The 22,091-nt window shown below is 45.1% G+C and carries 24 protein-coding genes, 1 other RNA gene, 1 pseudogene and 1 riboswitch; of the genes and pseudogenes, 6 read left to right on the forward strand and 20 right to left on the reverse strand.

The window, feature by feature from the left end; all coding sequences use genetic code 11:
* Positions 1-69: 69 nt before the first annotated feature.
* A riboswitch (purine riboswitch) is annotated at positions 70-169 on the reverse strand.
* Between the two features lie 133 nt (positions 170-302).
* From NYE62_RS11525 to NYE62_RS11535, 3 genes are all read right to left on the reverse strand, one after another.
* Complete coding sequence (locus NYE62_RS11525) at positions 303-1,805, reverse strand: carboxypeptidase M32 (protein WP_342496957.1); 1,503 nt, start codon at positions 1,803-1,805, stop codon at positions 303-305.
* A gap of 111 nt (positions 1,806-1,916) precedes the next feature.
* Complete coding sequence (locus tag NYE62_RS11530; protein WP_342496958.1) at positions 1,917-3,836, reverse strand: ATP-dependent DNA helicase; 1,920 nt, start codon at positions 3,834-3,836, stop codon at positions 1,917-1,919.
* Positions 3,837-3,939: 103 nt separating this feature from the next.
* Complete coding sequence (locus tag NYE62_RS11535) at positions 3,940-4,131, reverse strand: hypothetical protein (protein ID WP_003153550.1); 192 nt, start codon at positions 4,129-4,131, stop codon at positions 3,940-3,942.
* A gap of 165 nt (positions 4,132-4,296) precedes the next feature.
* On the opposite strand from NYE62_RS11535, the gene NYE62_RS11540 reads away from it, so the two are divergent.
* Positions 4,297-4,449, forward strand: a complete 153-nt coding sequence (locus tag NYE62_RS11540) for a YpzG family protein (protein WP_003153548.1) — start codon at positions 4,297-4,299, stop codon at positions 4,447-4,449.
* Between the two features lie 40 nt (positions 4,450-4,489).
* Here the strand turns inward: NYE62_RS11540 and NYE62_RS11545 are convergent, their stop codons facing one another.
* The 9 genes and pseudogenes from NYE62_RS11545 to NYE62_RS11585 all read right to left on the reverse strand — a co-directional run bounded on the left by NYE62_RS11545 (position 4,490) and on the right by NYE62_RS11585 (position 11,864).
* Positions 4,490-5,656 carry a class I SAM-dependent RNA methyltransferase gene (locus tag NYE62_RS11545; protein WP_015417697.1) on the reverse strand — a complete coding sequence of 389 codons (1,167 nt, stop codon included), beginning with the start codon at positions 5,654-5,656 and terminating at the stop codon, positions 4,490-4,492.
* A gap of 96 nt (positions 5,657-5,752) precedes the next feature.
* An RNA gene (gene rnpB / locus NYE62_RS11550) (RNase P RNA component class B) lies at positions 5,753-6,134 on the reverse strand.
* Between the two features lie 55 nt (positions 6,135-6,189).
* Positions 6,190-6,489, reverse strand: a complete 300-nt coding sequence (gpsB, locus tag NYE62_RS11555) for a cell division regulator GpsB (RefSeq protein ID WP_003153541.1) — start codon at positions 6,487-6,489, stop codon at positions 6,190-6,192.
* A 79-nt stretch (positions 6,490-6,568) separates the two neighbouring features.
* Positions 6,569-7,117 carry a DUF1273 domain-containing protein gene (locus NYE62_RS11560; protein WP_007409499.1) on the reverse strand — a complete coding sequence of 183 codons (549 nt, stop codon included), beginning with the start codon at positions 7,115-7,117 and terminating at the stop codon, positions 6,569-6,571.
* A gap of 88 nt (positions 7,118-7,205) precedes the next feature.
* Positions 7,206-7,442 (reverse strand): spore coat protein CotD, encoded by a 237-nt coding sequence (gene cotD / locus NYE62_RS11565; protein ID WP_003153539.1) that lies wholly within the window; start codon positions 7,440-7,442, stop codon positions 7,206-7,208.
* An 83-nt stretch (positions 7,443-7,525) separates the two neighbouring features.
* Positions 7,526-7,633 (reverse strand): annotated as a pseudogene (locus tag NYE62_RS11570) (hypothetical protein); the annotation flags it as partial.
* Between the two features lie 121 nt (positions 7,634-7,754).
* Positions 7,755-8,993, reverse strand: coding sequence for a ribonuclease H-like domain-containing protein (locus NYE62_RS11575; protein WP_144664615.1), 1,239 nt, complete (start codon positions 8,991-8,993; stop codon positions 7,755-7,757).
* Between the two features lie 19 nt (positions 8,994-9,012).
* The gene (locus NYE62_RS11580; RefSeq protein WP_156734875.1) at positions 9,013-11,259 is read right to left on the reverse strand and encodes a DEAD/DEAH box helicase; all 2,247 of its coding nucleotides are present in this window, start codon (positions 11,257-11,259) and stop codon (positions 9,013-9,015) included.
* Between the two features lie 98 nt (positions 11,260-11,357).
* Positions 11,358-11,864: a PTS glucose transporter subunit IIA gene (locus NYE62_RS11585; protein ID WP_012117833.1), complete on the reverse strand. Its 507-nt coding sequence runs from the start codon at positions 11,862-11,864 to the stop codon at positions 11,358-11,360.
* 137 nt (positions 11,865-12,001) lie between these two features.
* On the opposite strand from NYE62_RS11585, the gene NYE62_RS11590 reads away from it, so the two are divergent.
* Positions 12,002-12,415, forward strand: coding sequence for a hypothetical protein (locus tag NYE62_RS11590; RefSeq protein ID WP_039254739.1), 414 nt, complete (start codon positions 12,002-12,004; stop codon positions 12,413-12,415).
* A 29-nt stretch (positions 12,416-12,444) separates the two neighbouring features.
* Here NYE62_RS11590 and NYE62_RS11595 read toward each other — a convergent pair whose 3' ends face one another.
* Positions 12,445-12,876: a YppG family protein gene (locus NYE62_RS11595; RefSeq protein WP_342496959.1), complete on the reverse strand. Its 432-nt coding sequence runs from the start codon at positions 12,874-12,876 to the stop codon at positions 12,445-12,447.
* A gap of 186 nt (positions 12,877-13,062) precedes the next feature.
* Between NYE62_RS11595 and NYE62_RS11600 the strand changes: the two genes are divergently transcribed.
* Complete coding sequence (locus NYE62_RS11600) at positions 13,063-13,245, forward strand: YppF family protein (RefSeq protein WP_003153532.1); 183 nt, start codon at positions 13,063-13,065, stop codon at positions 13,243-13,245.
* A 38-nt stretch (positions 13,246-13,283) separates the two neighbouring features.
* Here the strand turns inward: NYE62_RS11600 and NYE62_RS11605 are convergent, their stop codons facing one another.
* Together NYE62_RS11605 and NYE62_RS11610 are read right to left on the reverse strand one after the other, a co-directional pair.
* Positions 13,284-13,652: a YppE family protein gene (locus NYE62_RS11605; RefSeq protein ID WP_007409492.1), complete on the reverse strand. Its 369-nt coding sequence runs from the start codon at positions 13,650-13,652 to the stop codon at positions 13,284-13,286.
* A gap of 45 nt (positions 13,653-13,697) precedes the next feature.
* Positions 13,698-13,943: a DUF5446 family protein gene (locus tag NYE62_RS11610; RefSeq protein ID WP_007409491.1), complete on the reverse strand. Its 246-nt coding sequence runs from the start codon at positions 13,941-13,943 to the stop codon at positions 13,698-13,700.
* Between the two features lie 205 nt (positions 13,944-14,148).
* Here NYE62_RS11610 and sspM point away from each other — a divergent pair, with 205 nt between their 5' ends.
* Positions 14,149-14,253, forward strand: a complete 105-nt coding sequence (gene sspM / locus NYE62_RS11615; RefSeq protein WP_003153525.1) for an acid-soluble spore protein SspM — start codon at positions 14,149-14,151, stop codon at positions 14,251-14,253.
* Between the two features lie 43 nt (positions 14,254-14,296).
* Here sspM and NYE62_RS11620 read toward each other — a convergent pair whose 3' ends face one another.
* Positions 14,297-15,259 (reverse strand): DUF2515 domain-containing protein, encoded by a 963-nt coding sequence (locus tag NYE62_RS11620; protein WP_342496960.1) that lies wholly within the window; start codon positions 15,257-15,259, stop codon positions 14,297-14,299.
* A gap of 41 nt (positions 15,260-15,300) precedes the next feature.
* On the opposite strand from NYE62_RS11620, the gene recU reads away from it, so the two are divergent.
* Together recU and NYE62_RS11630 are read left to right on the forward strand one after the other, a co-directional pair.
* Positions 15,301-15,909 (forward strand): Holliday junction resolvase RecU, encoded by a 609-nt coding sequence (recU, locus tag NYE62_RS11625; protein WP_094031925.1) that lies wholly within the window; start codon positions 15,301-15,303, stop codon positions 15,907-15,909.
* 38 nt (positions 15,910-15,947) lie between these two features.
* The gene (locus NYE62_RS11630) at positions 15,948-18,731 is read left to right on the forward strand and encodes a PBP1A family penicillin-binding protein (RefSeq protein ID WP_251257376.1); all 2,784 of its coding nucleotides are present in this window, start codon (positions 15,948-15,950) and stop codon (positions 18,729-18,731) included.
* Between the two features lie 76 nt (positions 18,732-18,807).
* Here NYE62_RS11630 and NYE62_RS11635 read toward each other — a convergent pair whose 3' ends face one another.
* The 4 genes from NYE62_RS11635 to asnS form a co-directional block, all read right to left on the reverse strand.
* Positions 18,808-19,299 (reverse strand): YpoC family protein, encoded by a 492-nt coding sequence (locus NYE62_RS11635; RefSeq protein WP_144664610.1) that lies wholly within the window; start codon positions 19,297-19,299, stop codon positions 18,808-18,810.
* On the reverse strand, positions 19,296-19,955 hold the full coding sequence (gene nth, locus NYE62_RS11640) for an endonuclease III (protein WP_007612187.1): 660 nt from the start codon (positions 19,953-19,955) through the stop codon (positions 19,296-19,298). The genes NYE62_RS11635 and nth overlap by 4 nt, the downstream gene beginning before the upstream one ends.
* Before the next feature lie 18 nt (positions 19,956-19,973).
* Complete coding sequence (gene dnaD, locus NYE62_RS11645; RefSeq protein WP_060674319.1) at positions 19,974-20,672, reverse strand: DNA replication protein DnaD; 699 nt, start codon at positions 20,670-20,672, stop codon at positions 19,974-19,976.
* Between the two features lie 94 nt (positions 20,673-20,766).
* On the reverse strand, positions 20,767-22,059 hold the full coding sequence (gene asnS / locus NYE62_RS11650) for an asparagine--tRNA ligase (protein ID WP_003153515.1): 1,293 nt from the start codon (positions 22,057-22,059) through the stop codon (positions 20,767-20,769).
* Positions 22,060-22,091 lie beyond the last annotated feature (32 nt).

Consider the following 22,091-nt stretch of genomic DNA (forward strand, 5'->3'; position numbering starts at 1 on the left):
AAAGCATTGCCCGCTCTCCAAAAAAAGAGCAAGCAATGCCGAATGATCTACACGCAACGGCCGAATAAAGCCGTTCCATTGCTCACTCATAGTCGGACATTTACGGTGACCGGTAGAAACTTGCGTGCCATATCCACGCGATTATATGAGTGTTCGTATGATATTAATCAAATTATAACAAGATACACTTCTTTTGCATAGTGAAATTTGAATATTTCCGAACTTTTACAAAGAATTGGTTTTCGATTATTCGTCTTTTTAGAATTTTTAGAAAAACACCCGGTGTATGCCGGGCGTTTCGTTTATAAATATAAATTTGAATATTTGCCGACGAGATACTCAATGAGATATTGAACGTTCAGCTCTTCTCCCGTTGCATCTTTTATGATGTCAAGCGGCATTTTGCGTCTTCCGTGCTGATGAACCTTTTCTGTCAGCCATTGTTTGATCGGCTCAAAATCGCCCCGTTCTATTAATTGGTCAAATTCGGGCAGATCGTCAAGCATGGTATGCTTCAGCTGTGCCGCATACATATATCCGAGCGCATAGGAAGGGAAATAGCCGAAATCGCCGCCCGCCCAATGTACGTCCTGCAAAATGCCTTTGGCGTCAGATGGCGGCGTAATGCCTAAATAATCATGATATTTTTGATTCCACAATGCAGGCAGTTCTTCCACTGTCACTTTATTGCTGAAAATCGCTTTTTCAATTTCATAACGGATAATAATATGAAGCGGATATGTCAGCTCATCGGCTTCAATTCGGATAAATGTCGGTTTCGCCTCATTTACGGCGCGTACAAAGTCCTCTCTTTTCACATCTTGAAATTGATCAGGCGAAGCCTCAACCATTTTTTCATAATAGGCGGTCCAGAAATGTTGATTTCTGGCGATAAAGTTTTCATAAAATAATGATTGGGATTCATGAATTCCCATGGATGCACCATCAGATAAGTTCGTTCCGCTCAGCGCTTCGTCAATATTCTGCTCGTAGATCGCATGCCCGCATTCATGAATCGTTCCGAAAATTGCCGTGCGGAAATCGTTTTCGTCATATCTGGTCGTCACCCGCACATCGCCCCGGTTGATTGTCGTCGCAAACGGATGCACCGTCTCGTCCAGGCGGCCGCCGTCAAAATCATACCCGAACTCTTTTAAGAAATACAAGGAGAGGGCTCTTTGTTGTTCTTTCGAAAACGTTTTCGTTATAAAGGAAGTGTCCGGTTTATTTCCGGATGCCGTCACTTTTTTGACAAGCGGAATGATCGCTTCCTTCAATTCAGAAAACAACTGATCCAGCACCTTTACCGTAACACCCGGTTCGAAAATATCGAGCAATGCGTTGTATGGATGGTCTTCATAGCCCCAATACGAAATAAACCGCTTATTAAAATCAATCAGCTTCTCAAGGTACGGAGCAAACATAGAGAAATCAGAGGCCGCCCTTGCATCCTCCCAAGCCGTTTCAGCTTTCGATGTCAAAATGACATATTCTTTATACTCATCTTCAGGAATTTTTTTATTGTGATCATAATCTTTTTTCGCAAGTTCCGCCGCTTTCACTGTATCTTCAGAGAGCTCCTCTGCATGCGCGAGAAGGATGTCGATCAGCTCTTTCATCCGGTCGGATGTCTGGATTTGAAAAACGTCAGCCGACAGCTGTCCGATGCTTTCCGCCCGGTCATCAGAGCCTTTTTTTGGGGCTCCCGTTCTTAAGTCCCAATGCATAAGTGCAATGGCTTCGACATAGTGGGATACTCTTTTTAACAGATCAAAAAACTCTTTTTCATAAGTATGTAAATCCATATCCGTTCCCCTCCCTTTTCACTATCAATTACAGGCTAATGGAATGCCGTGATAAAGTCAACTTCCCGGATTTAAAAAAGCCGCAGGATAAGAATCCTGCAGCTTTTGTTTTTATACGATTTTCGGTGTAACAGGCAAGACCTTTTTGACTTCGGCCAGGACCCGTTCACTTTCTCCGCCCGCATAAATGGATATGGTTCCGCTGTCCTGATTAGAACGGATGAGGCGGCCGATTCCCTGCCGGACTCTCAAAAGCATGTACGGCAGATCAACTTCCTCAAACGGATCTTTTTTCGCTCCGTTCCGCTTTGCGGTAAACACGGGATCATGAGGCGGATACGGCAATGCCCAAATGGTCACATTCCGGAGCGAGTCACCGGGAATGTCAAGACCTTCCCATAAGTGGACGGAACAAAGCACGGATTCTTCATCCCGCTGGAATTTTCCGACCAGACTGGAGATCTCTTCGTCACCTTCGTAGTATATCGGATACGGCAGCTCCCACGCGGCAGCCTGTTCTTTAAATTCCTTCATGTCTTCAAAGGAAGGGAAAAGAACGAGGGTGCGTCCTTCATTCTCCTTAATGGTTTCAATCGTTTCGGCAGTTTTCTGCTCAGACGTCATGTCACCGTGAAGCGCAACAGACATTTGCTCCTCGTAATCGTACGGAGATTCAACGGTAAATGATAAAGGATCACGGATTCCGAGACTGTCAGCGATATAATCAAATGAACCGCCCTCAGAAAGAGTGGCCGATGAGAAGATATAAGGAATCTTTTTAGAAAAGACCTTTTCTCCCAAAACTTCGGCTACTGTTCTCGGCATAACGACAAACGTTGAGTCTGTATCCCGCGTTTCAAGCCAGCTGATGGCATCCTTTTGATACAGCGACAGCGAATATGCCATTTGTTCGACGTATTCTTCTACAACTGACAGTTCGTACTTATCGATCGTATACATTTCCGATTCAAATACGAGCGCCTCGCCGATTTTATCGAGCAGACGGCACAGTTCGTCAGCCGCACGCTTAACACGCTGGTCGTTTTGGATGTCCAATCGGTGAGAGCCGGCGATTTCCTTCGATTCCTCTGACAGCACATAGAAAAACTCATCGTTTGCGGCAAGGGCATCTTCAATCAGTTCGGCGAATTCCTCTCTGATGTCATTTTGAAGCAGACGCTCTAAAAACAGCTCAAGCGTCGACTGCTTCACACGATACGTTAACGCTTTTTGCGCGGCGAATTCCAGCAGATGTCCTTCATCAAATACGACGGCGCTGTGATCCGGCAAAAGCGGCAGCTGTCCTTCCCTTTTGCGTGATTCTTCCGTCCATACATGCTCCATGTAGAAATCATGGGAGCAAACAATCAGATCCGTTGATTTTCTGTAATGATCTCTCGAAAGTGTTAAACCGCATCTATGTCTCATATCACAAGTTAAACAATCTTGGAAGGAATCATAGCTGACGCCTGCCCACTCTTCATTCGTCAAATCAGCGTACTGTTTGCGGTCGCCGTACGGATAAAAGCGCTGCATCGCTTGTGATTCGTGTACGAATGAAGGCAGCGACTCATAAAGATCCAGCCACTTTTCATCATCAGAACGCTGCATCGTTTTCTCAAGCTTTTTCAGACACAGATACTGCTCATGGGATTTGGACAGCCGTGTATCAATCTGCAGATCCAAATGTTCTGTCAGCTTGGAAATGTCGCCTTCTTTTTTGACAAGCTGTTCAATTAACGTTTCATCGGCGCATGCGATAATGGCCGGTTTACCCGTATATCTGGCATAGCTGATGGCAAACAGCAGATATACCAGCGTTTTCCCCGTACCGACTCCTGCCTCAGCGAACATGACTTTTTTCTCTTTAAATGCCCGTTCAAGCTGAAACGCCATAAATACCTGCTCATCCCGAAGGTCAAAGCCTTTCTCGGGAAGGATATCGTAAAACACGTCACCAATCCAATTGTTCAATTCTTCGTAAAAATTCTTTTCTTTTGTTAAAGCAAAAGGCAAACGTGATGTTGTCACCCAACTCCAACCCCTAACTATTCGGCATTCAGACCATCTATAATATCATTTAACCCTTTTCAATACAACAAAAAAACTTGGCCTCGCCAAGTTTTTGCCATTATCATTTCCGGTTAATGATATGTGTACATAGGAACGGATGGTCTGTTGAATGTGTATGTTTTACCGCATTTTCAAGTTCTTCCTGTGCGTGTGTCATGGCGGAAGGACCGAACTCCGCTCCGGCTTCTTCCAGCCGGAAAGCAGTTGCGTCTAACGCCTTTTGTATTTTACTGAAGTGCTCGCTGTTCAGCATAAAATAGATCACCTCTCAAATAGAAATAATCATCATTCTATGCCGATGCTTCACTTTCTATACATGCCATTCTGAATGATCCGCACCTGACCTGCACAAACTACAACAGATATTCGATCGAATATCCATCTTCACAAAATTATTCTATCCGGGAGTGATGGTTACATGAGTTATAAAGATCGATTAGATCAGCATTCTGAATTGTTTCATCACAATTGGACGCGGCCGAAACGCTCTAAATCGCAAGTGAACGGCCACACCGAAATGTCCCAGACCAACATTATTTTACGGAGCAACGCAAAAGCGCACCGCTGGTAATGGCAGAATAAAACGTAAAGATGTCGGAGAAGACGCTGTTTCAGGCGTCTTCTCTTTGTTGCGGCTTTTTCCGCTGCGGCCGCACTTTAGCCCAGTACTGATAATAATCCGTTTTGATAAAACCGTTAAAGAGCTTCCGTTTTTTGGTTGCTTTTCTTCCGTAGACCTCTTCAAATTGTTCATTTGACGTTAACATGTAGACAGACCATGTATCAAGAGATTCAAATGCCCGGCCCATTTCTTTATACATCTGCTCGACTTCCCTTTTTTCGCCGAGCCGTTCGCCGTACGGAGGGTTTCCGACGATTACGCCGTATTCGAGCTTCGTCGTAAAATCCTGCACCCGCATTTGCTTGCATTCGATCAGGTCACCAAGTCCCGCTTCTTCTGCGTTTTCTTTGGCGATGTTTACCATCCGGTGATCTACGTCACTGGCAAAGATCTGCAGCGGCTGATCATAGTTCGCCTTTTCTTCCACTTCAAGACGCGCCTTGTCCCACAGTTCTTTTCCGATCCATTCCCAGTCTTCTGAAACAAAATCACGGTTAAAACCGGGAGCAATGTTTTGTCCGATTAAAGCGGCTTCAATGGCGATCGTGCCGGAACCGCAGAACGGATCGACGAACGGACGGTCAGGCGTCCAGTTGGTTAACTGAATTAACGCGGCAGCGAGCGTCTCTTTAATCGGAGCTCCTCCCTGATCAACCCTGTATCCCCGTTTGTGAAGGCCTGTTCCTGATGAATCCAGTGTAAGCACGGCTTTATCTTTTAAAAGGGAAATCTCCACCTTATACTCGGGGCCCGTTTCTTCAATCCACTCATTTTGTTTTCCTGATTGAAGTTTCAGCTTTTCCGCTATCGCCTTTTTGACGATCCGCTGGCAGTCAGGCACACTGGCAAGCACTGATTTCACGGATTTTCCGATAACGGGGAACTTTGCGTTTTCCGGAATGTACGCGCGCCAGTCAATCGCTTTTGTTTTTTCAAACAGCTCATCAAACGTTTTCGCCTGAAACTCGGCGACCTGTACTTTGATGCGGTCAGCCGTCCGCAGCCATAAGTTAGCGCGGCAGATCGCAAGCGCATCTCCTTCAAAAATGACTTTTCCGTTGTCTACTTTGCATTCATAACCTAAATCACGCACTTCTTTGGCGACGATCGCTTCAATTCCCATCGGCGCCGTCGCTATTAGTGTGTACTTCTTCATCGTATCACCCTGTCTCTTTTAAGCTTTCGTCTCATTCAAGATAAAAGCTCCCCTTTAAAGGAGAGCTCTAATTTGTCATATCAATAATGTTTAACGTTCTGTAAGCCATGTTTTGTTCCGTCGTACTGCAATCGGCTCATCACCTCGTACTCAGGCGGCAATCATCTATCTACAGAAAGCATTCTGTCCTTCTATCTGTTCAATTCCTTCAAGAAGGTTCCCCTACCAAAATTTGGGTTTCTCGCTCGAGGGGTTTACCGCGTTCCACTCTCACCATTTCTGATGAGACTTCGTCACTGTGGCACTTTCAAGGATACTCAGCCATATCCGGAGACGTAGGCTTTTTTCCTGCCGTCAGCCTATCAAGGCTGCCCTAGCTTATTTCTTCGCTAGGCACGAACACTACGGGCATCTCAGCACCGTGCGAGCATGGACTTTCCTCTACAGATTCAAAGATCTGCAGCGATTACCCGAACGTTAAGAACACTTGTTCATTATAAAGCAACTTGTCTCATTTGACAAGTGCATCTGCCCTATTCGTCATAAAGTTTGCTGCCGAATACATGTTTCTCAAGGTTGGACAGCCTTTTCAGAATGTCAAAGTTGGTCGTATTGGACTGCACCGGCTGTTTTTTGCTTGCTTCTTCAAGCTGTTTTTTCAGCTGCAGATTTTCTTGCTGCAGTTCTTCAATTTCTTGATGAAAGGTTTCATAATCCTTAATAATCATATCTAAAAATTTGTCAACGTCTTCTTGTCTGTAACCTCTAACGCCTGTTTTAAATTCTTTTTCCAAAATGTCTTTCGCAGAAAGCTTTACTTTATCAGCAAGCATCTTTTTCACCTCATATCGTGAATCATCATGTTATATTTTATTCAGAAACACGTCCCGTTGTCAAATATTCTCTGACGTGTTATGTAAAGAAATCTTCTTCTTCAACGGCGGCACGGAGATCATCCATCGTAATCGAATAAATCGGATATCCGTCTGTTTCACGGCGTTTTTCTGCCTGCTGCAGCATATATTTCGGCGATCCTTCCATTTCAGGATCATATAAAAGCAAAAGCGCATCTGACTTTTCAATAAAGAACGCGTTTTTCTGCCGGAATTGGAGCGGACTTTCGTACGGCCGATGCGTCAGGCTCTCCTCATAATCTGCCTGAGCAAGCACCGCTTCATACATTTCTTTATTCGGTTCCTTCCACTTTTCTTCTTGGCCGTAGAAAGGCGTGATAACGGCAACCTTTAATTCCGGATACTCTTCTCTGAGATCGTACGCCGTTTCAGCCGCCCAAAGCTCAGTCCCCAGCTGTCCGGATATGAGAATCCATTCCAAGCCTTCGTCAATAAAGCTTCTGAGTCTGGTTTCTATCGCCTTTTTTATATAAACAAGCGCCCGGTCATCCTGTTTAAAAATTCCGAGTTCAAACGGCTTGTATCCTGTTACGGCTAATACTTTCAATTGATCACCTGCTTAAAAAATGGGGCTCCCCATCGGGCCCCATTTTGATTTGCTGATATCCTAACCGATCTTGCTTAAGCGTTCAATACTAATGATCGCAGCAAGGGCTTCCGCACTGAAAATGCTGGTGAGTTGTCGGGTCAACATTTGAAAAAGTGTGCGGATAGTAATGAACGTGCTCAAAGTTGTGGTGATTTACGTTAGTTGTATGTTGCGGATGAATATGCGGCACAACTGTGTTAGAAAAACAATGGTGTTCACAGCAATGAGTCGGATGGACAATCGGCGGCATCACGTTTGGTCTGCAACAATGATGATGAAACATGCTAAATCCCCTCTCCATTAACTTATATTACACTGTTAGGTTATGAAGAAAAGAGGGTGCATGTTCTAATTCAATCACCCAATTTAAAAGTGTGTCAGCAAGCTGTCTTTAAAATTCGAAAATACAAACGCAATCAAAAAAACCACGACAAAGAACAAGTAAAAAACACCTTTATACATACCAACTCTCCCCTATAAATAACTAACGCTATTTTACAAGATGCGGCACCATTCTACAACAAAATCGATGCGGATTCAGAAAAAAATATTTTTGGCGAAACAGCTCGGCTTTTGCGCTTTCCCGGGCAATATTTCAAGAAGAATATTTCCTCTTAAGCCGGGCAATTCTCACATGGAGCTTCTCGGCTTCTTTTTCCGATATTTCCCCGTCTTCTGCCGCCTGCTGTGCGGCCTGCAGAGCTTTTTTATAATCTTTTGCGTGATGCTCAAAATAGATCGCCAGCTCTACCGCTGATTGGTGTCTGCATATGTGAAGATCAGAGCCCGTCAGTTTCTCCCAAAGGGGCACGGCGTCTTGCCTGCGGTTTTGTTTTTTATAAAGCATTGCTAAGTCAAAAAGGGCCCGATCCGAATCTTCAAAGTCTTTGCCTTGCAGCGCTTCCAGCTGTGAAACAGCCCGATCGGTTTCTTTATGAGCGATAAACCATTTCGCCATGGCGTATGCTTCCTGACGTTCTGACGTCTGATCAGAAGATGCAAAAATCTTTTTTGACATATGGATGTAAAGAGCGATGAGGGAAAGCACATCTTGTTCATTATGCGAGAGCACTCCCTTTAAAAGAGCCGGATCCTCCGCCTTTAAAAATTGAAAATACAGCATCGGCGCCAAATAACCAGGTGTGTCTTCGTCCCTTTTAAAAGCAAGCTCTTCATTTTCAACCGCTGAAAGCGATACACGCTCTAATTTATGTTTCCAAAGCCGCCTCGCTCCGTGCAGAAGATCAAAGTGACCGAAGTCAGGAAGTTTCGGAAGTCTGTCCCGAAGCAATGTATGCCTTGTTTTTACTTGCGGCCAGTCAAAGGCTTTTCCGTTATACGTAACAAGAGACGTAATGTCAACCTCACTTAAAAAGCTTTTGTAAAGAGCCGTCTCGTTTCCCGGTTTAGGAAGCAGATGCTGTTTAACCGCGACACGGTCTTCATACACTTTTGCATGACCGAGCAAAAAGATCATATTGCCGGCCCCGCCGCCGAGGCCGGTCGTTTCAGTATCAAAGAAGAACAGCTGGCTTTTTTCGTATCCTTCTGCTGATAGAGTATGCGTCAAACCGCCTTTATTCCATAATGCCATGACGTCATCAAGTTCACTGAAGCTGTACCGTCCGTGGCGGTGCGAAAGCGGATAGACGGTTTCGCGGATAAGACAGTATTCATCCTCAAAAAAGAAAGGCTTCACTCCGAATGCCTCCCATTCTTCTCTAAATGGGACTTGAATATCCGGGACCGAAAGTTGTGAAGCTGCCGGCTTTTTTTCAGCTTCCGGCACATTCAGGTGGTTTTTCATCCGCTTTAATTTATTTTTCAAGGACATCTTTCGTCCCCCTTTTCTTTTACACGTAATTCAAGAGCCGGAGTATCGCTTTCTTTGCATCTATTCCTTCTATTTCGGAGCCGATGCAGGAAGGACATCCGTCTTGACATGGACATTGTCTGATCAGGCGCTCAGCCCCTTCATTGATTTCATCAAATCGCTTATATACTTCATCGGCAAGTCCGATTCCGCCCGGATAATGATCATACAGAAAGATTGTCGGAAGTCCGGTATGTGCGGCTTTGATTTGCGGCACGACATGCACGTCATTTCGGTCGCACATGACGTATACAGGCACGATATGCTGCAGGACGTGGGCAATGCCTAAAAGCAGCTGTTCAAGCGTTTTTTCGCCGATCTCCGAATCCGTCTCTTTCAATTCAAGCCAGGCAGCACTGGTATGCAGTTCTTCTTCTGGAAGATGAATCGGCCCTGATCCTATATTTTCAAATGTCGTCATTTTAATTTTTTTAAATATTGTCGGAAGTGCGTTCACGGTTACATCGCCGAAATGTAAGGCCGTTTTCTTTCTGCTGTCCGTTCTGTCAATGTCCAGCACTTTCAGCTGCACCGCTAAATTGGCATCTGTATAATATTCGACATCGACCTTTCGCACGTACGCTTTTTTATGATCCCAATCAAGCTTTTCAACCTGATACTGCACCCCTTCATGAAGATAAATCGCTTCATCATGAAGAAGCGTCATCGCGCTGAAGCGGTCCATTTCTCCGATGATTTTTACATCAGCCGTCTCTGACCGGTCAACGATGACCACGTTTTCCTGTGACGCCGAACGGAGACTGATGTTGGAGGCGGGAAAAGATTCGCTCGCCCAGTGATAGCGTTCGCGGTTTTCGTGAAGCACCCCTTCTTCTTCTAAATACTCGAGAATGTCTCTTGCATCATTTTCTCCGAATGTTTCATCGGCTCTGAAAGGCAGCTCATACGCGGCGCATTTCAGGTGATCGACCAATATAATGAGATTATCGGGATTGATCCTTGCAGATTCAGGCGAGCGTTTAAAGAAATAATCAGGATGGCGCACAATATATTGGTCAATCGGATCAGAGTTCGCCACCATCACGATAAGCGCCTCTCCCTGCCGCCGCCCGGCCCGGCCCGCCTGCTGCCATGCGCTCGCGACACTGCCCGGGTACCCCGTCATCACGCAGACCTGAAGCTGGCCGATATCAACGCCGAGCTCCAGCGCGTTTGTGCTGACAACGCCGAGAATGCTGCCGTCTCTTAACCCCCGCTCTATTTCTCTTCTTTCTTTCGGAAGATATCCGCCGCGATAACCTCTGACAGACTTCGCGCCGATTTCTTTTTTTACGATCTCCTGAATGTGGCTTAAAATAATTTCAACCCGGACACGGCTTCTGGCAAAAACAATCGTCTGGATCTTATTTTTTAAAAAAGTTTTGGCAAGTTCGTTCACTTCCACGGTGGCGCTTTTTCGAATATGCAGCGGTTTATTTACAATCGGAGGATTGTAAAAAGCAAAGTGCTTTCTTCCGGCCGGGGCGCCGTTATCGTCAATCAGGCGCACTGATTTTCCCGTCAGCTGCTCCGCCAATTCCCTCGGATTGGCGATTGTGGCGGATGTACAGATAAATGACGGCGTGCTTCCGTAAAAAGCGCAGATTCTCATTAAACGGCGGATGACGTTCGCCACATGGCTGCCGAATACGCCCCGGTACGTATGTAATTCATCAATGACGATATATTTCAGGTTTTCAAACAGACTCACCCATTTTGTATGGTGAGGAAGAATGGCTGAATGAAGCATATCAGGGTTTGTGATCACAATATGCCCGGCTTTTCTGACTTTCTGCCTGATGGCCGGTGATGTATCTCCGTCATAGGTAAAGCTTTTAATGTCCATGCCCGTCTCGTCTATGATTTCGTTCAGCTCGCTTTTTTGATCCTGCGCGAGCGCCTTTGTCGGAAATAAATAAAGCGCGCGGCTTGAGGCATCTTCCGCGATAGACTGAAGAACCGGAAGATTATAGCACAGTGTTTTTCCGGAGGCCGTCGGTGTGACAGCCACAATGCTTTCTCCGTTTTGAACCGTCTGAAAAGCGGAGTATTGATGTGTAAAGAGCCGCTCGATCCCCCTCTTTTCGAGGGCCGCCCGAATGTTCGGATCTACTTGTTCCGGCATCGGCATGGTTTTCGCCTCCCGCGGTTCCTCTTCATGCCAATGCACAATATTTTCATGATTTTTTAATTCCTGAATCAGTTCGCTCAGTGATTTTTTCTTCATCGTTCACACCTCTTTATGAGGTACAGTTTACCGAATATTTGTTTGCCTGGCTAGATGAAAATCCTGCACAAGAAAAAAAGCAGGGAATCAGCCCCTGCCTACTTCATTTTTATCGTAAAAAGCTCTGTTTGTCCTTTTTTCGCTTCATTTGCGCCTGCAAATTGCAAAGGTTCTGCGGCATCGCCATTCATAATCACCATAGGGATGACGGTGCTGCTTGCTTTTTCTTTTATTAAATCCAGCCGGCACGTTAAAAGCAGATCGCCTGTTTTCACTTTGTCTCCTTCTTTTACATGCGCTTCAAAGCCTTCGCCGTTCATATTGACGGTATCCAAACCGACATGTATCAAAAGTTCCGCTCCGGAAAGGGTGCGGATGCCGACAGCATGTTTTGTATGGAACAGCTGAATCACTTCTCCCTCAACCGGTGAAACAATGTCTCCGTTTGCAGGCTCGACGGCGATCCCGTCCCCCATCATTTTTTGTGAAAATACGGGATCCGGCACTGAAGCCAAATCCATCACCGCTCCGTCAGCCGGAGAAAAAATCACTTCCTCGGCCGGCTTTTTCCGGCTGTCTCCCAATCCGAATAATTTTTTCAGCAATGTGTGTGCTCCCCTTCCTAAATGTGAATCCGTTACCAGTTTATTCTCCACTATTTAACCATACTTTCTTTTTTCCTTCAATTCTTAACCATACGGCATAACATCGCATAGTCTGTTTGTAAAAAGGCGGTGGTCATATGGATCAATCACAAAACGATAAACTTGATCCGCAAAGTAATGAGGACATCATCAGCCATGCGATGGACCAATTTTTTCACTCAGGTCCCTTCGCAGAATTGATGCAGGGTTTTCAGCACCTTGTCAATTCGGCTTTTACTGAAGCGCAAGTGACGATTGACGTCAGAGAAGAGCCGAAGGGCCTCGCGGTTGATATCGGCGTTCCCGAGACGTTCCGTGACGGGGATATGCTGGTGGAAACGAAGGGGTGCTACCTTCACGTTACAATCCGCTACGATCATAAACAGGCTCATTCATCCCATGTGTCTTCAAGCATGACAAGAACCGTTGTCCTCCCGTATAAGGTGAGTGAAGAAGATATGGAAACATCCTGGAATGAACAGACGCTTACCCTCTTTTTCCCTAAAAAATAAGCATGAATGATGGATATCATTCATGCTTTTTATTTGAAGATACTGGTGAAGCCTTTCACCAGCGATCCGACCTGATTTACGGCGCTTACCATCTGCCCCGTTGTATCTATCATTTTATTAAAGTCAAACTGTCCGTTCGTTTTTTTAAACTGGGAGAGTATGCCTGAGAATTGGGAAGACTGCTGCTGATTCGGTCTGGGAACGGGGTAAGGATTCACAAACCCCGGCTGCCCCCCGGGCATGGCTGCCTGAGGAGGAGAGGGAGCAAACGGCTGCTGCATATGACCGTATTCCTGATTCGGATAAAATTGCTGCGGGTACTGCCCTTGCTGATGATATGGCGGCTGTAGCGGCTGTATCTGCTGCGGATACGGCTGCTGTAATGGCTGTATCTGCTGCGGGTAGAAATATCCCGCCGGCTGCTGGTACATATTTTGATATGGCTCTGCTCTCCATTGCATACGACATTCCCCCTTGTCTCTCACTAAGTTTCTGCTATATATGTATGAATTCCGCCGTGGTTATGTGCTTTCGGTGATTCTGATTTTTGTCAAATGCTGTCGAAAGTCTTAATTTTTTAAAAACAGAAAAAAGTCGAATCGTTATGTTACCATAATCTCAACATACATGAGAGGGGATGCACCATTATGAACGTATCATACTTAAGAAAGCGTTTTGCTGAAGTGAAAAAATATGAAACAGATTGTGCAGATAAACTGATGGACTTTGCAAAATTCCTCTATATTCAAGGCCATCTCACCGCAACCGAATTTCGAAACAGTATGAAGGTTCTCGAAGCAAGTGGAGCAGAAAACCCGGCGTATGAATAACATACCCGACCCCTTTATATAAAAGAAGGCAGCCGTTTTCAGCTGCCTTCTTTTTCAATTTCATCCCTTAATATACGAAGCGTATATAAAACAGATTCAGTTAAATCCCTGTATCTTTTTTTATGAATATGATGAACATATGATTGGAGCATCAGCTCTCCGAAATTTTCTGTAACGGCCTGAATTTGTGCGTGATGAACGTATTTCGGACGGTTTTCCTGAATAAACGCAAGCGCTGCTTCTGTCCAAAGCGCGCAAAGCCGGTCTCTTTTTTCAACATCGGGTTTAATAATCTCAAAAAAATCATATGAACGGCCTGACTCTTTTCCATCCTGATACCTTTTTTCGGCTTCCAGAACCGCCTCTATCATTTGTTCTGTCAGCTCCAATAACGACTGTGTCTGCAAACGGACTCACCTCAGTACATATGGTACCAAAGTTTTTGCATAAAATCAGCTGATCCGGCAGGCTCTCGGCAAATCCTTTTTACGCCGGTCAGCCAAAAACAGGTCATCAATACAAACATGAAGCTCCCGCGCCTCTTCCTCAAGGCGGGAAAGTTTCTCCTGTCTGATTTCTTCAGCTTCCGCCTGACAGGATCTGACTGCTTGGGTAAGCGTCTTTTCAGCAGCAGAAATCCGGAATTCGATATCAGAAAGCAGACGGAGAATATCAGCCTTGCTCGTGTAAACAGACATTCATGTTCCTCCCTTTTATCACTTGCGTTTCTTTAGAATATAATTCTCGTTTTCATACCGCTCTCCTTTGCACATGACAAAACTAGAAGCAGTTCGGCAAACAAACAGAGATTATCCTAAAAGGCGTGCCTTTCGACAAAAAAGTGCCGCAAACTTTGTATGAACCGGCACGTTAATGCAAACGATACAGTTGAGGAGGTGCCGTATGAAAACGAGACCGAAAAATGCAGGTAAACAGCAAAAAACCGAAGCAAAAACGACTGATACGCTTGATAAAAAATTAGGCGGCCCAAACCGCCCTTCCACGTAACACATCAGCAGCCCGAAACCCCAGCGAACGGTTTCGGGCTTTTTCATTTCTTCAGCCACTCTTTAACCGCGAAGAGCGCATGGAGCTCCCGTCTTTTCTGGAAGTACCAGTCCGTCAGTTCAAGCTGTTTCGGCATTTTCTCCTGTAAGAAAGCCCCTTTTCTTAACCTTTTTTGAAACCAATCCGCCCTTTCGCCGTCTAATGGGTGGGCAACAATGGGATAGGTTGTCCTCAGCATCGGTGATGTTCTTTTTTTGATGCCGATCATTTTCTCCATATCAAAGCGTGAACCGGTATGAGGAACGGTATCAAGAAAACGGTAAAAAGAAGCGTGAAGATCAGGGCTGAACAGTAGGCGGGCCAGCTGTTTTCCGAGCGTAATTCTCTCTTCGGTTTTTGAAAACCGTTTGACGGAAATTCCGTATAATTGTCCGTCAAATGAAGGGAATATCACCGTATTAAAGTGAAACCAATCACTTAAATAAAAAGGAATCGTGCCAAAAACATTCTTTTTAAACGAAGGATTTTGTATAATAGGTGCTTGGATAGTGTTTTGTTCATTTATAATAAGAGCATACATGAGCCGTTCCGTATCTCCGTCACGCCAAAAGCGGAACCATTCTTCCTGCATAAAAGCCGAGACGCGGAAATAAGGAAGATGACGGAAAAGAGGTTCGCCGATTTGTTTTGACCACTGGTAGACCAGAAGCTGAGGATAAGCATCAGAAAAAATCAGCCAATTCGCCCTTTCATACGAAAGGAAAAACCAGTTTTTCTGCCTGCTGTCAAGGCCCTCCTGATAAAGGACGCCTCTTAAATCAGTCATCGACCAGCCCGCATTGCGGGACACAAAGGATGCCAAAAGCGGCCACTTGATCTCAGGATGGCGGTCATAATATGCTTTATAGGCATTCGTCCGGGAAATATTATCGGCATTTTTTATTTTCGTCTCTTTTTCGATCAGGCGAAGAATGGCGGTTACGGTCTGTCGTTTATGCACGTTCATTCACTTCCGTCACTATTAGTTTGATAAGGAGGATGGAAAAAGTGATTCGGTACCCGAATGGAAAAACTTTTCAGCCGAACAAAACGGTTTCATCCCAAAACAGCCAGAAACGGTCTCATTCATACAGTAATCGCGGCATGACCCTCGAAGACGACCTGAATGAAACGAATAAGTATTATCTGGCTAACCAAATTGCTGTCATTCACAAAAAGCCGACACCCGTCCAGATTGTAAACGTCCACTATCCGAAAAGAAGCGCCGCAGTCATTAAGGAAGCTTATTTTAAACAGTCTTCCACAACCGACTACAACGGCATTTATAAAGGACGCTACATTGATTTTGAGGCAAAAGAAACAAAAAACAAAACGGCATTTCCCCTGCAGAATTTTCATGATCATCAGATTGAGCATATGAAGCAGGTGGTCAGGCAAGACGGCATTTGTTTTGTTATTATATCCGCTTTCGGAAAGGTTTATTTCCTCGAAGCCGACAAGCTGTTTGTCTTTTGGGAGAGAAAGGAGAACAATGGCAGAAAATCGATTCGCAGAGACGAATTAGAAGATGCTTCCTTTCCGATTTCCCTTGGATACTCACCGAGAATTGATTATATTAGTATTATTGAACAGCTTTATTTTTCGCAGGAACAGTAGACTGAGCGAAAGGTTGATAAACGAAAGGTTGAGATGTTATGTCAGATCAATTTACGAGCCGTGAAGAACGCCGTAAGGCAAGGCAGACGAAAAGCACTAAGCCTTCTTCACCGAAAAAAGGCAAGAAACAGCGTAAAGGCGGTTTATTCAAAAAGATTGTACTGTCCTTGGTTATTCTGTTTGTCCTTGGCATAGTCGGCGGAGCGGCGGCATTTGCCGTTTTGGTTTCCGGCGCGCCGTCTTTGGACGAAGCCAAGCTGAAAACGCCTTACTCTTCAACGATTTACGATAAAAACGGCAAAGAAATCGCGGAAGTGGGCGGGGAAAAACGAACCTACGTCCCGATTAAGGATATACCCGATGTTGTGAAAGAAGCATTTATCGCAACTGAAGACGCCCGTTTTTATAAGCACCACGGTATAGACCCGATCCGGATCGGAGGCGCCTTGGTCGCCAACTTTACGGATGGATTCGGTTCAGAGGGAGGAAGCACAATCACCCAGCAGGTTGTGAAAAACTCGCTTTTGACCCATCAGAAAACGATTAAACGGAAAGCACAGGAAGTGTGGCTTTCACTGCAGCTGGAGCGCCATTATTCTAAAGATGAAATCTTAGAGATGTATTTAAACAGAATTTATTTCTCACCGCGTGCCTACGGCGTCGGTAAAGCGGCTGAAGAATTCTTCGGCGTAAAAGACTTGAGCAAGCTTACGGTTGAACAGGCAGCGACGCTTGCCGGAATGCCGCAAAGCCCGACCGGATATAACCCGGTTAAAAACCCGAAGGCTTCTGAAAAGCGCCGAAACATCGTTCTCAGCTTAATGGAAAAACAAGGATTCATCTCAAATGCTGAATACCAAAAAGCAAAGAAAGTGTCCATGAAAGATGAAGGCGTCGTCAGCCAAAAGGAATACGATAAAAAGGACACAAATAAATACAGCGCTTTTGTCGAAGAAGTCATGAAAGAAATTGAGACAAAAGAAAAGAAAGACGTCAATATTTCAACTGACGGACTGAAAATTTATACAACCCTTGATACGAAAGCACAAGATTATCTTGATCAATTGATGAACGGAGACACGGCCGGCTTTTCGGAAGGCATGCAGGGCGGCGTCACCCTCCTTGATACGACAAACGGAGAAATCCGCGCCATCGGACCAGGACGGAATAGAACTACCGGGGGATTCAATTATGCAACACAAGGTAAAACCCAGCCCGGTTCAACGATAAAACCGATTCTTGATTACGGACCGGTCATTGAAAATAAAAAATGGTCGACTTACGAGCAGATTGATGACTCGGCTTATACGTATTCTAACGGCACACCGATTCATGATTATGATAATAGATACAGAGGCCTAATATCTATGCGAGAGGCTCTCGCAGACTCACGTAATATTCCGGCACTGAAAGCATACCAAGCCGCCGGTAAAGATAATGCCGTCGACTTCGCAAATGACTTAGGACTAGGATTAAACAAAGAGAGTGTAACCGAATCTTATTCGATCGGAGGATTTGGTGAGGATAACCGCGGTGTATCTACTATGACCATGGCGGGCGCGTACAGCGCTTTCGGAAATAACGGAACGTACAATGAACCGCACGCGGTTACATCTATCGAATTTAATGACGGCACAAAGCTTGATTTAACACCGAAACCGAAAAGTGTTATGAGCGACTACACGGCGTTTATGATTACAGATATGCTCAAAACAGTGGTGCAATCAGGAACAGGCAGACTGGCTCAAGTGCCGAATGTGGAAGTCGCCGGTAAAACAGGTTCAACTAACTTTACTAAAGGCGATATTCAAAAATACAACATTGCTCCAGGCGGAGTCCCAGACTCCTGGTTTGTCGGATACACCCCTCAATATACAGCGGCGGTTTGGACTGGTGTAGAATCTGGTAACAAAGCAGGAAAGAAATCACTGTCTTCTGCAGACCAGCAAGTCGCAAAACGGATTTTTCAAAAGCTGATCTCATACGTTGATGACGGTAAAGGAAGCTTCAAGCAGCCTGACAGCGTCGTAAAAGAAACAGTTGAGAAAGGCTCGAATCCTGCCGCTTTAGCCGGACCGAATACGCCGGATGATAAAAAAGTGACGGAGTACTTCGTGAAAGGAACGCAGCCAACTGCCGTTTCTAAAACGTACACGAAAGAAAAAGCCGATAAACCGACAGGATTGCAAGTGAAATACGACAAAGATAAAAAATCATTAACCTTAAGCTGGAATTATGACGGTGATGCAACATTCAATGTCAAACAATCCGTTGACGGCGGAAGCTACAGTGACATTCAAAACAGTTCGGCAAAAGAAGCCGTCATCTCAGATGTCACGCCAGGCTCCACATACAGCTTCCAGGTGACAGCGGAAAACGATGACGGAAAAAGCGATACGGCATCAGCATCTTTCAAAGTCCCGAAAGATGAAGAAGACGATGCGGATAAAGATAAAGCGACTGACGATGAACAGAAGTCTGATGAAGATAAAGATAAGGACAAGACACAAACCGATGATTCAAACACAGATGACAATCAAACAGATACGTCTGACGGATCGGATCAAACACCAACTGAGGACCCGGATAAAAACCAGGATCAATCCGATAAGGATCAAACAGATAACAACAATCAGAATCAGCCCGGTAACGGGACCGATAACAACGGACAGCAAGATAACGGCTCTGATAATGATTCCGATTCCGGTTCAGACGGCTCAAATAAACCTGACAGCGGTCAAACGGACAAAAACCAAGACTCATCTTCAAATATCAACGGGCAGTCCAATTCGTCAACCATCCAGTCAAATCCCGCTCATTAGCGGACGAAATCCTTCACCTCAACCAGGTGAAGGATTTTTTTCACACAAAAAACCTCCTTATGAGAAAAGAAGGTTTTTAACCTTTGTTCATGGCTTCATATTTATGATATTGTTTCTTCATCTCCGTCATCAATTCATCAAGCTGAATAAACGAGTGATATTGAGTCGGTTTTGTTAAAATAAACGCCATTCGCTCCGCCCAATTGATCGGTTCGGCGGGAAAATGCTTTGTTTCAAGCACAGTCCAGTCGAGTGATGTAACCCGCTCCCCTGCCGTCCAGTGAAAAGCGGCAATCAGACAGGCAATTCCCTTCAGCATGTCATTTTGATCACATCTCGATTTTCTTGTTTGAAAAACGGGAAGCAGCGTTTCTTTCGTCTCGTTCCAAATCTGAAACAGAAACGGGACATATTCGCCCCTTTCCCTCCATGGCTGCACGGTTGGCTGACCGCTGAAATCCATATACAGCGGATGGCGGCGCAACGCCGTTTTGACCTCGAGGCTTTCCAAGTCCGTAAGGCTGCGCAGGTATGTTTCATAGCCTGCCAGAATGTCAATCGCCGTCACCGTTTCACCAGCCCTTTTTTGTCACGCTTCTGCCCTTCTCTGCATAGCGGAAGCAAAGGACATTCCGCACAGCGGGGAGATTGCGCTTTACAATGATACCTGCCGAAAAATATTAATCTGTGATGCGTAACAGACCAATCCTCTTTCGGCACTTTTTTCATTAATGTTTTCTCTACTTCCAAAACAGAGTCCTTCCAGCGGCAGATACCGAGCCGTTTAGAGACCCGCTCCACATGAGTGTCTACTGCGATCGCAGGTACGCCGAAAGCAACAGACACGACCACATTTGCCGTTTTCCGTCCGACACCCGGCAGATTCACAAGCTCATCCCGGTCTTTCGGCACTTCTCCGCCGTACTCTTCGATGATCATTTTGCTCAGCTTTTGAATATTTTTGGCTTTATTGCGGTACAGGCCGATTGATTTAATATCCTGCTGGAGTTCTTCCAGCGATACGGCAAGATAATCTTCGGGCCGTTTATATTTTTGAAATAGCGTTTTTGTCACTCTGTTGACGAGAGCATCCGTACATTGCGCGGATAATGCGACTGCCACAACCAATTCGAAAGGATTTGAATGGACAAGTTCACATTCTGCGTGCGGAAACATATCGCCGATTTTTTCAAGACAATATTCAATCTGCTTTAAATTTAACACGTTTCTCCCCTTCTCATGTTATTGTTCCAGCCAATTGTAAAAAGGCACCTGCCTCGTATACTCTTTTTGCGGATCATTTTGTTTCGTTTGAACACGCCGGAATTTTTGGCTGTGCGCCTTCGCCTGCTCAACCGTTTTGAAGCCGTTCTTTTTCCATTCAAATAAAATCCGGTCAATATAGCGAAAACTGAGTTTCCCCGATAAAACGGCTTCTTTTAAGGCGTGTTTAATCAGAATCGCATCATGCTGATCCTGGTCCTGCCATATGGCCAGCGTCTCGCATTCAAGCGGCGACAGCGGTCTTCCGAACTCTTCTTCAAAGATGGTATACAGGCTTTTTTGTTCTTTTTCTGACGTTCTTTCCTGCGTTTCATTTTGAGAATGCTGCATGTAATCATACAGCTTCGCCCATAACGGCTGCAGAGAATATTTTTCAAACTTTATGCCGTTATGGTCTTCACATTCTTCAATAAACAGAAAACCTTTTTGAATAAACATTCTCAGGCAGCTTGTACATTCTTCAGCAGAGATGGACATGCCTGACTGAAGTTCAAACGGCGTCGGAAAATAAGAGCCCTTTTCCAAATGCATTTTAATCTTCAAAAGCAGGATCAATTCGGTTTCATTCAGCCCGAGCTGCCGGTAATGTGTCAACAGCAGGTTGGGAATGCTTGAAATGCCAAGTTCCTGCATATCTATAAATTGCTGTTTTTTCATCCTTACACCTCTTACTGTAAAAGGTTATCTCCGGGAGTTTTCCCCTTTACTTAGAAAAAGTCTCCCTTGCAGGAGACTTCGTTTTTCATAACTATTACGGATACAGACGGTTCAGAAGTCTCGGGAACGGAATCGTTTCACGCACGTGAGGCGCTCCGCTGATCCAAGCCACTGTCCGCTCAAGTCCGAGGCCGAAGCCGGAGTGCGGAACAGAACCGTATTGTCTGAGTTCAGCATACCATTTGTAAGCATCTGAATCCAGACCGTGTTCTTTTAATCTTTCTTCCAATAAATCCATATCATGAACGCGTTCTGAACCGCCGATGATTTCCCCGTAGCCTTCCGGAGCGATTAAGTCGGCACATAACACGACATCGTCACGATCTTTGGCAGGCTGCATATAAAACGGTTTTAATGACGTCGGGTAATGAGTGATAAACACCGGTTTGTCATAGCTTTCTGCGATCGCTGTTTCATGCGGCGCACCGAAGTCATCTCCCCACTCAATATCGTCAAAGCCTTTTTCTTTCAGGAATTCGATCGCTTTATCGTACGTAATGCGCGGGAATGGCGCTTTGATTTGTTCAAGCTTCGATGTGTCTCTACCTAATGTGTTCAGCTCGATCTTACAATGTTCCAGCACACTTTGTACGATGTATGCAACATAATTCTCCTGAACTTCAAGGTTTTCTTCAAATTCAACAAATGCCATTTCAGGCTCAATCATCCAGAATTCGATGAGATGGCGTTTCGTTTTCGATTTTTCCGCTCTGAACGTCGGTCCGAAAGAGAATACTTTTCCGAGCGCCATTGCAGCTGCTTCCATATACAGCTGGCCGCTTTGAGACAGGAAGGCGTCTTCATCAAAATATTTTGTCGCGAAGAGCTCAGTCGTGCCTTCCGGAGCGCTTCCCGTCAAAATCGGCGGATCAACTTTCACGAAGCCTTCTTTATTGAAAAATTCATAAGTCGCACGGATGATTTCGTTGCGGATTTTCATAATTGCGTGCTGGCGTTTCGAACGGAGCCATAAATGTCTGTGATCCATTAAGAATTCCGTACCGTGCTCTTTAGGCGTAATCGGATAATCAGTCGCTTCGTGAATGACTTCAATGGATGTAACAGCAAGCTCATAGCCAAGCGGTGAACGCTCGTCCTCTTTCACAATTCCTTTTACATAAAGTGACGTTTCCTGTGTCACTGATTTCGCGATTTGGAAGATGTCTTCTTCTACTTCAGCTTTAACGACAACTCCCTGAATGAAGCCTGTACCGTCTCTCAGCTGTAAAAATGCGATTTTACCGCTTGAGCGTTTATTAGCGACCCAAGCTCCAATCGTTACTTCCTCGCCTGTGTGTTTATACACTTGGTTGATTGTTGTTTTCAAACTCTTTCCCTCCAGAACAAGAAAGACATTCA

The organism is Bacillus sp. FSL K6-2861 (assembly GCF_038630725.1).
Taxonomy (GTDB): Bacteria; Bacillota; Bacilli; order Bacillales; family Bacillaceae; genus Bacillus; species Bacillus velezensis.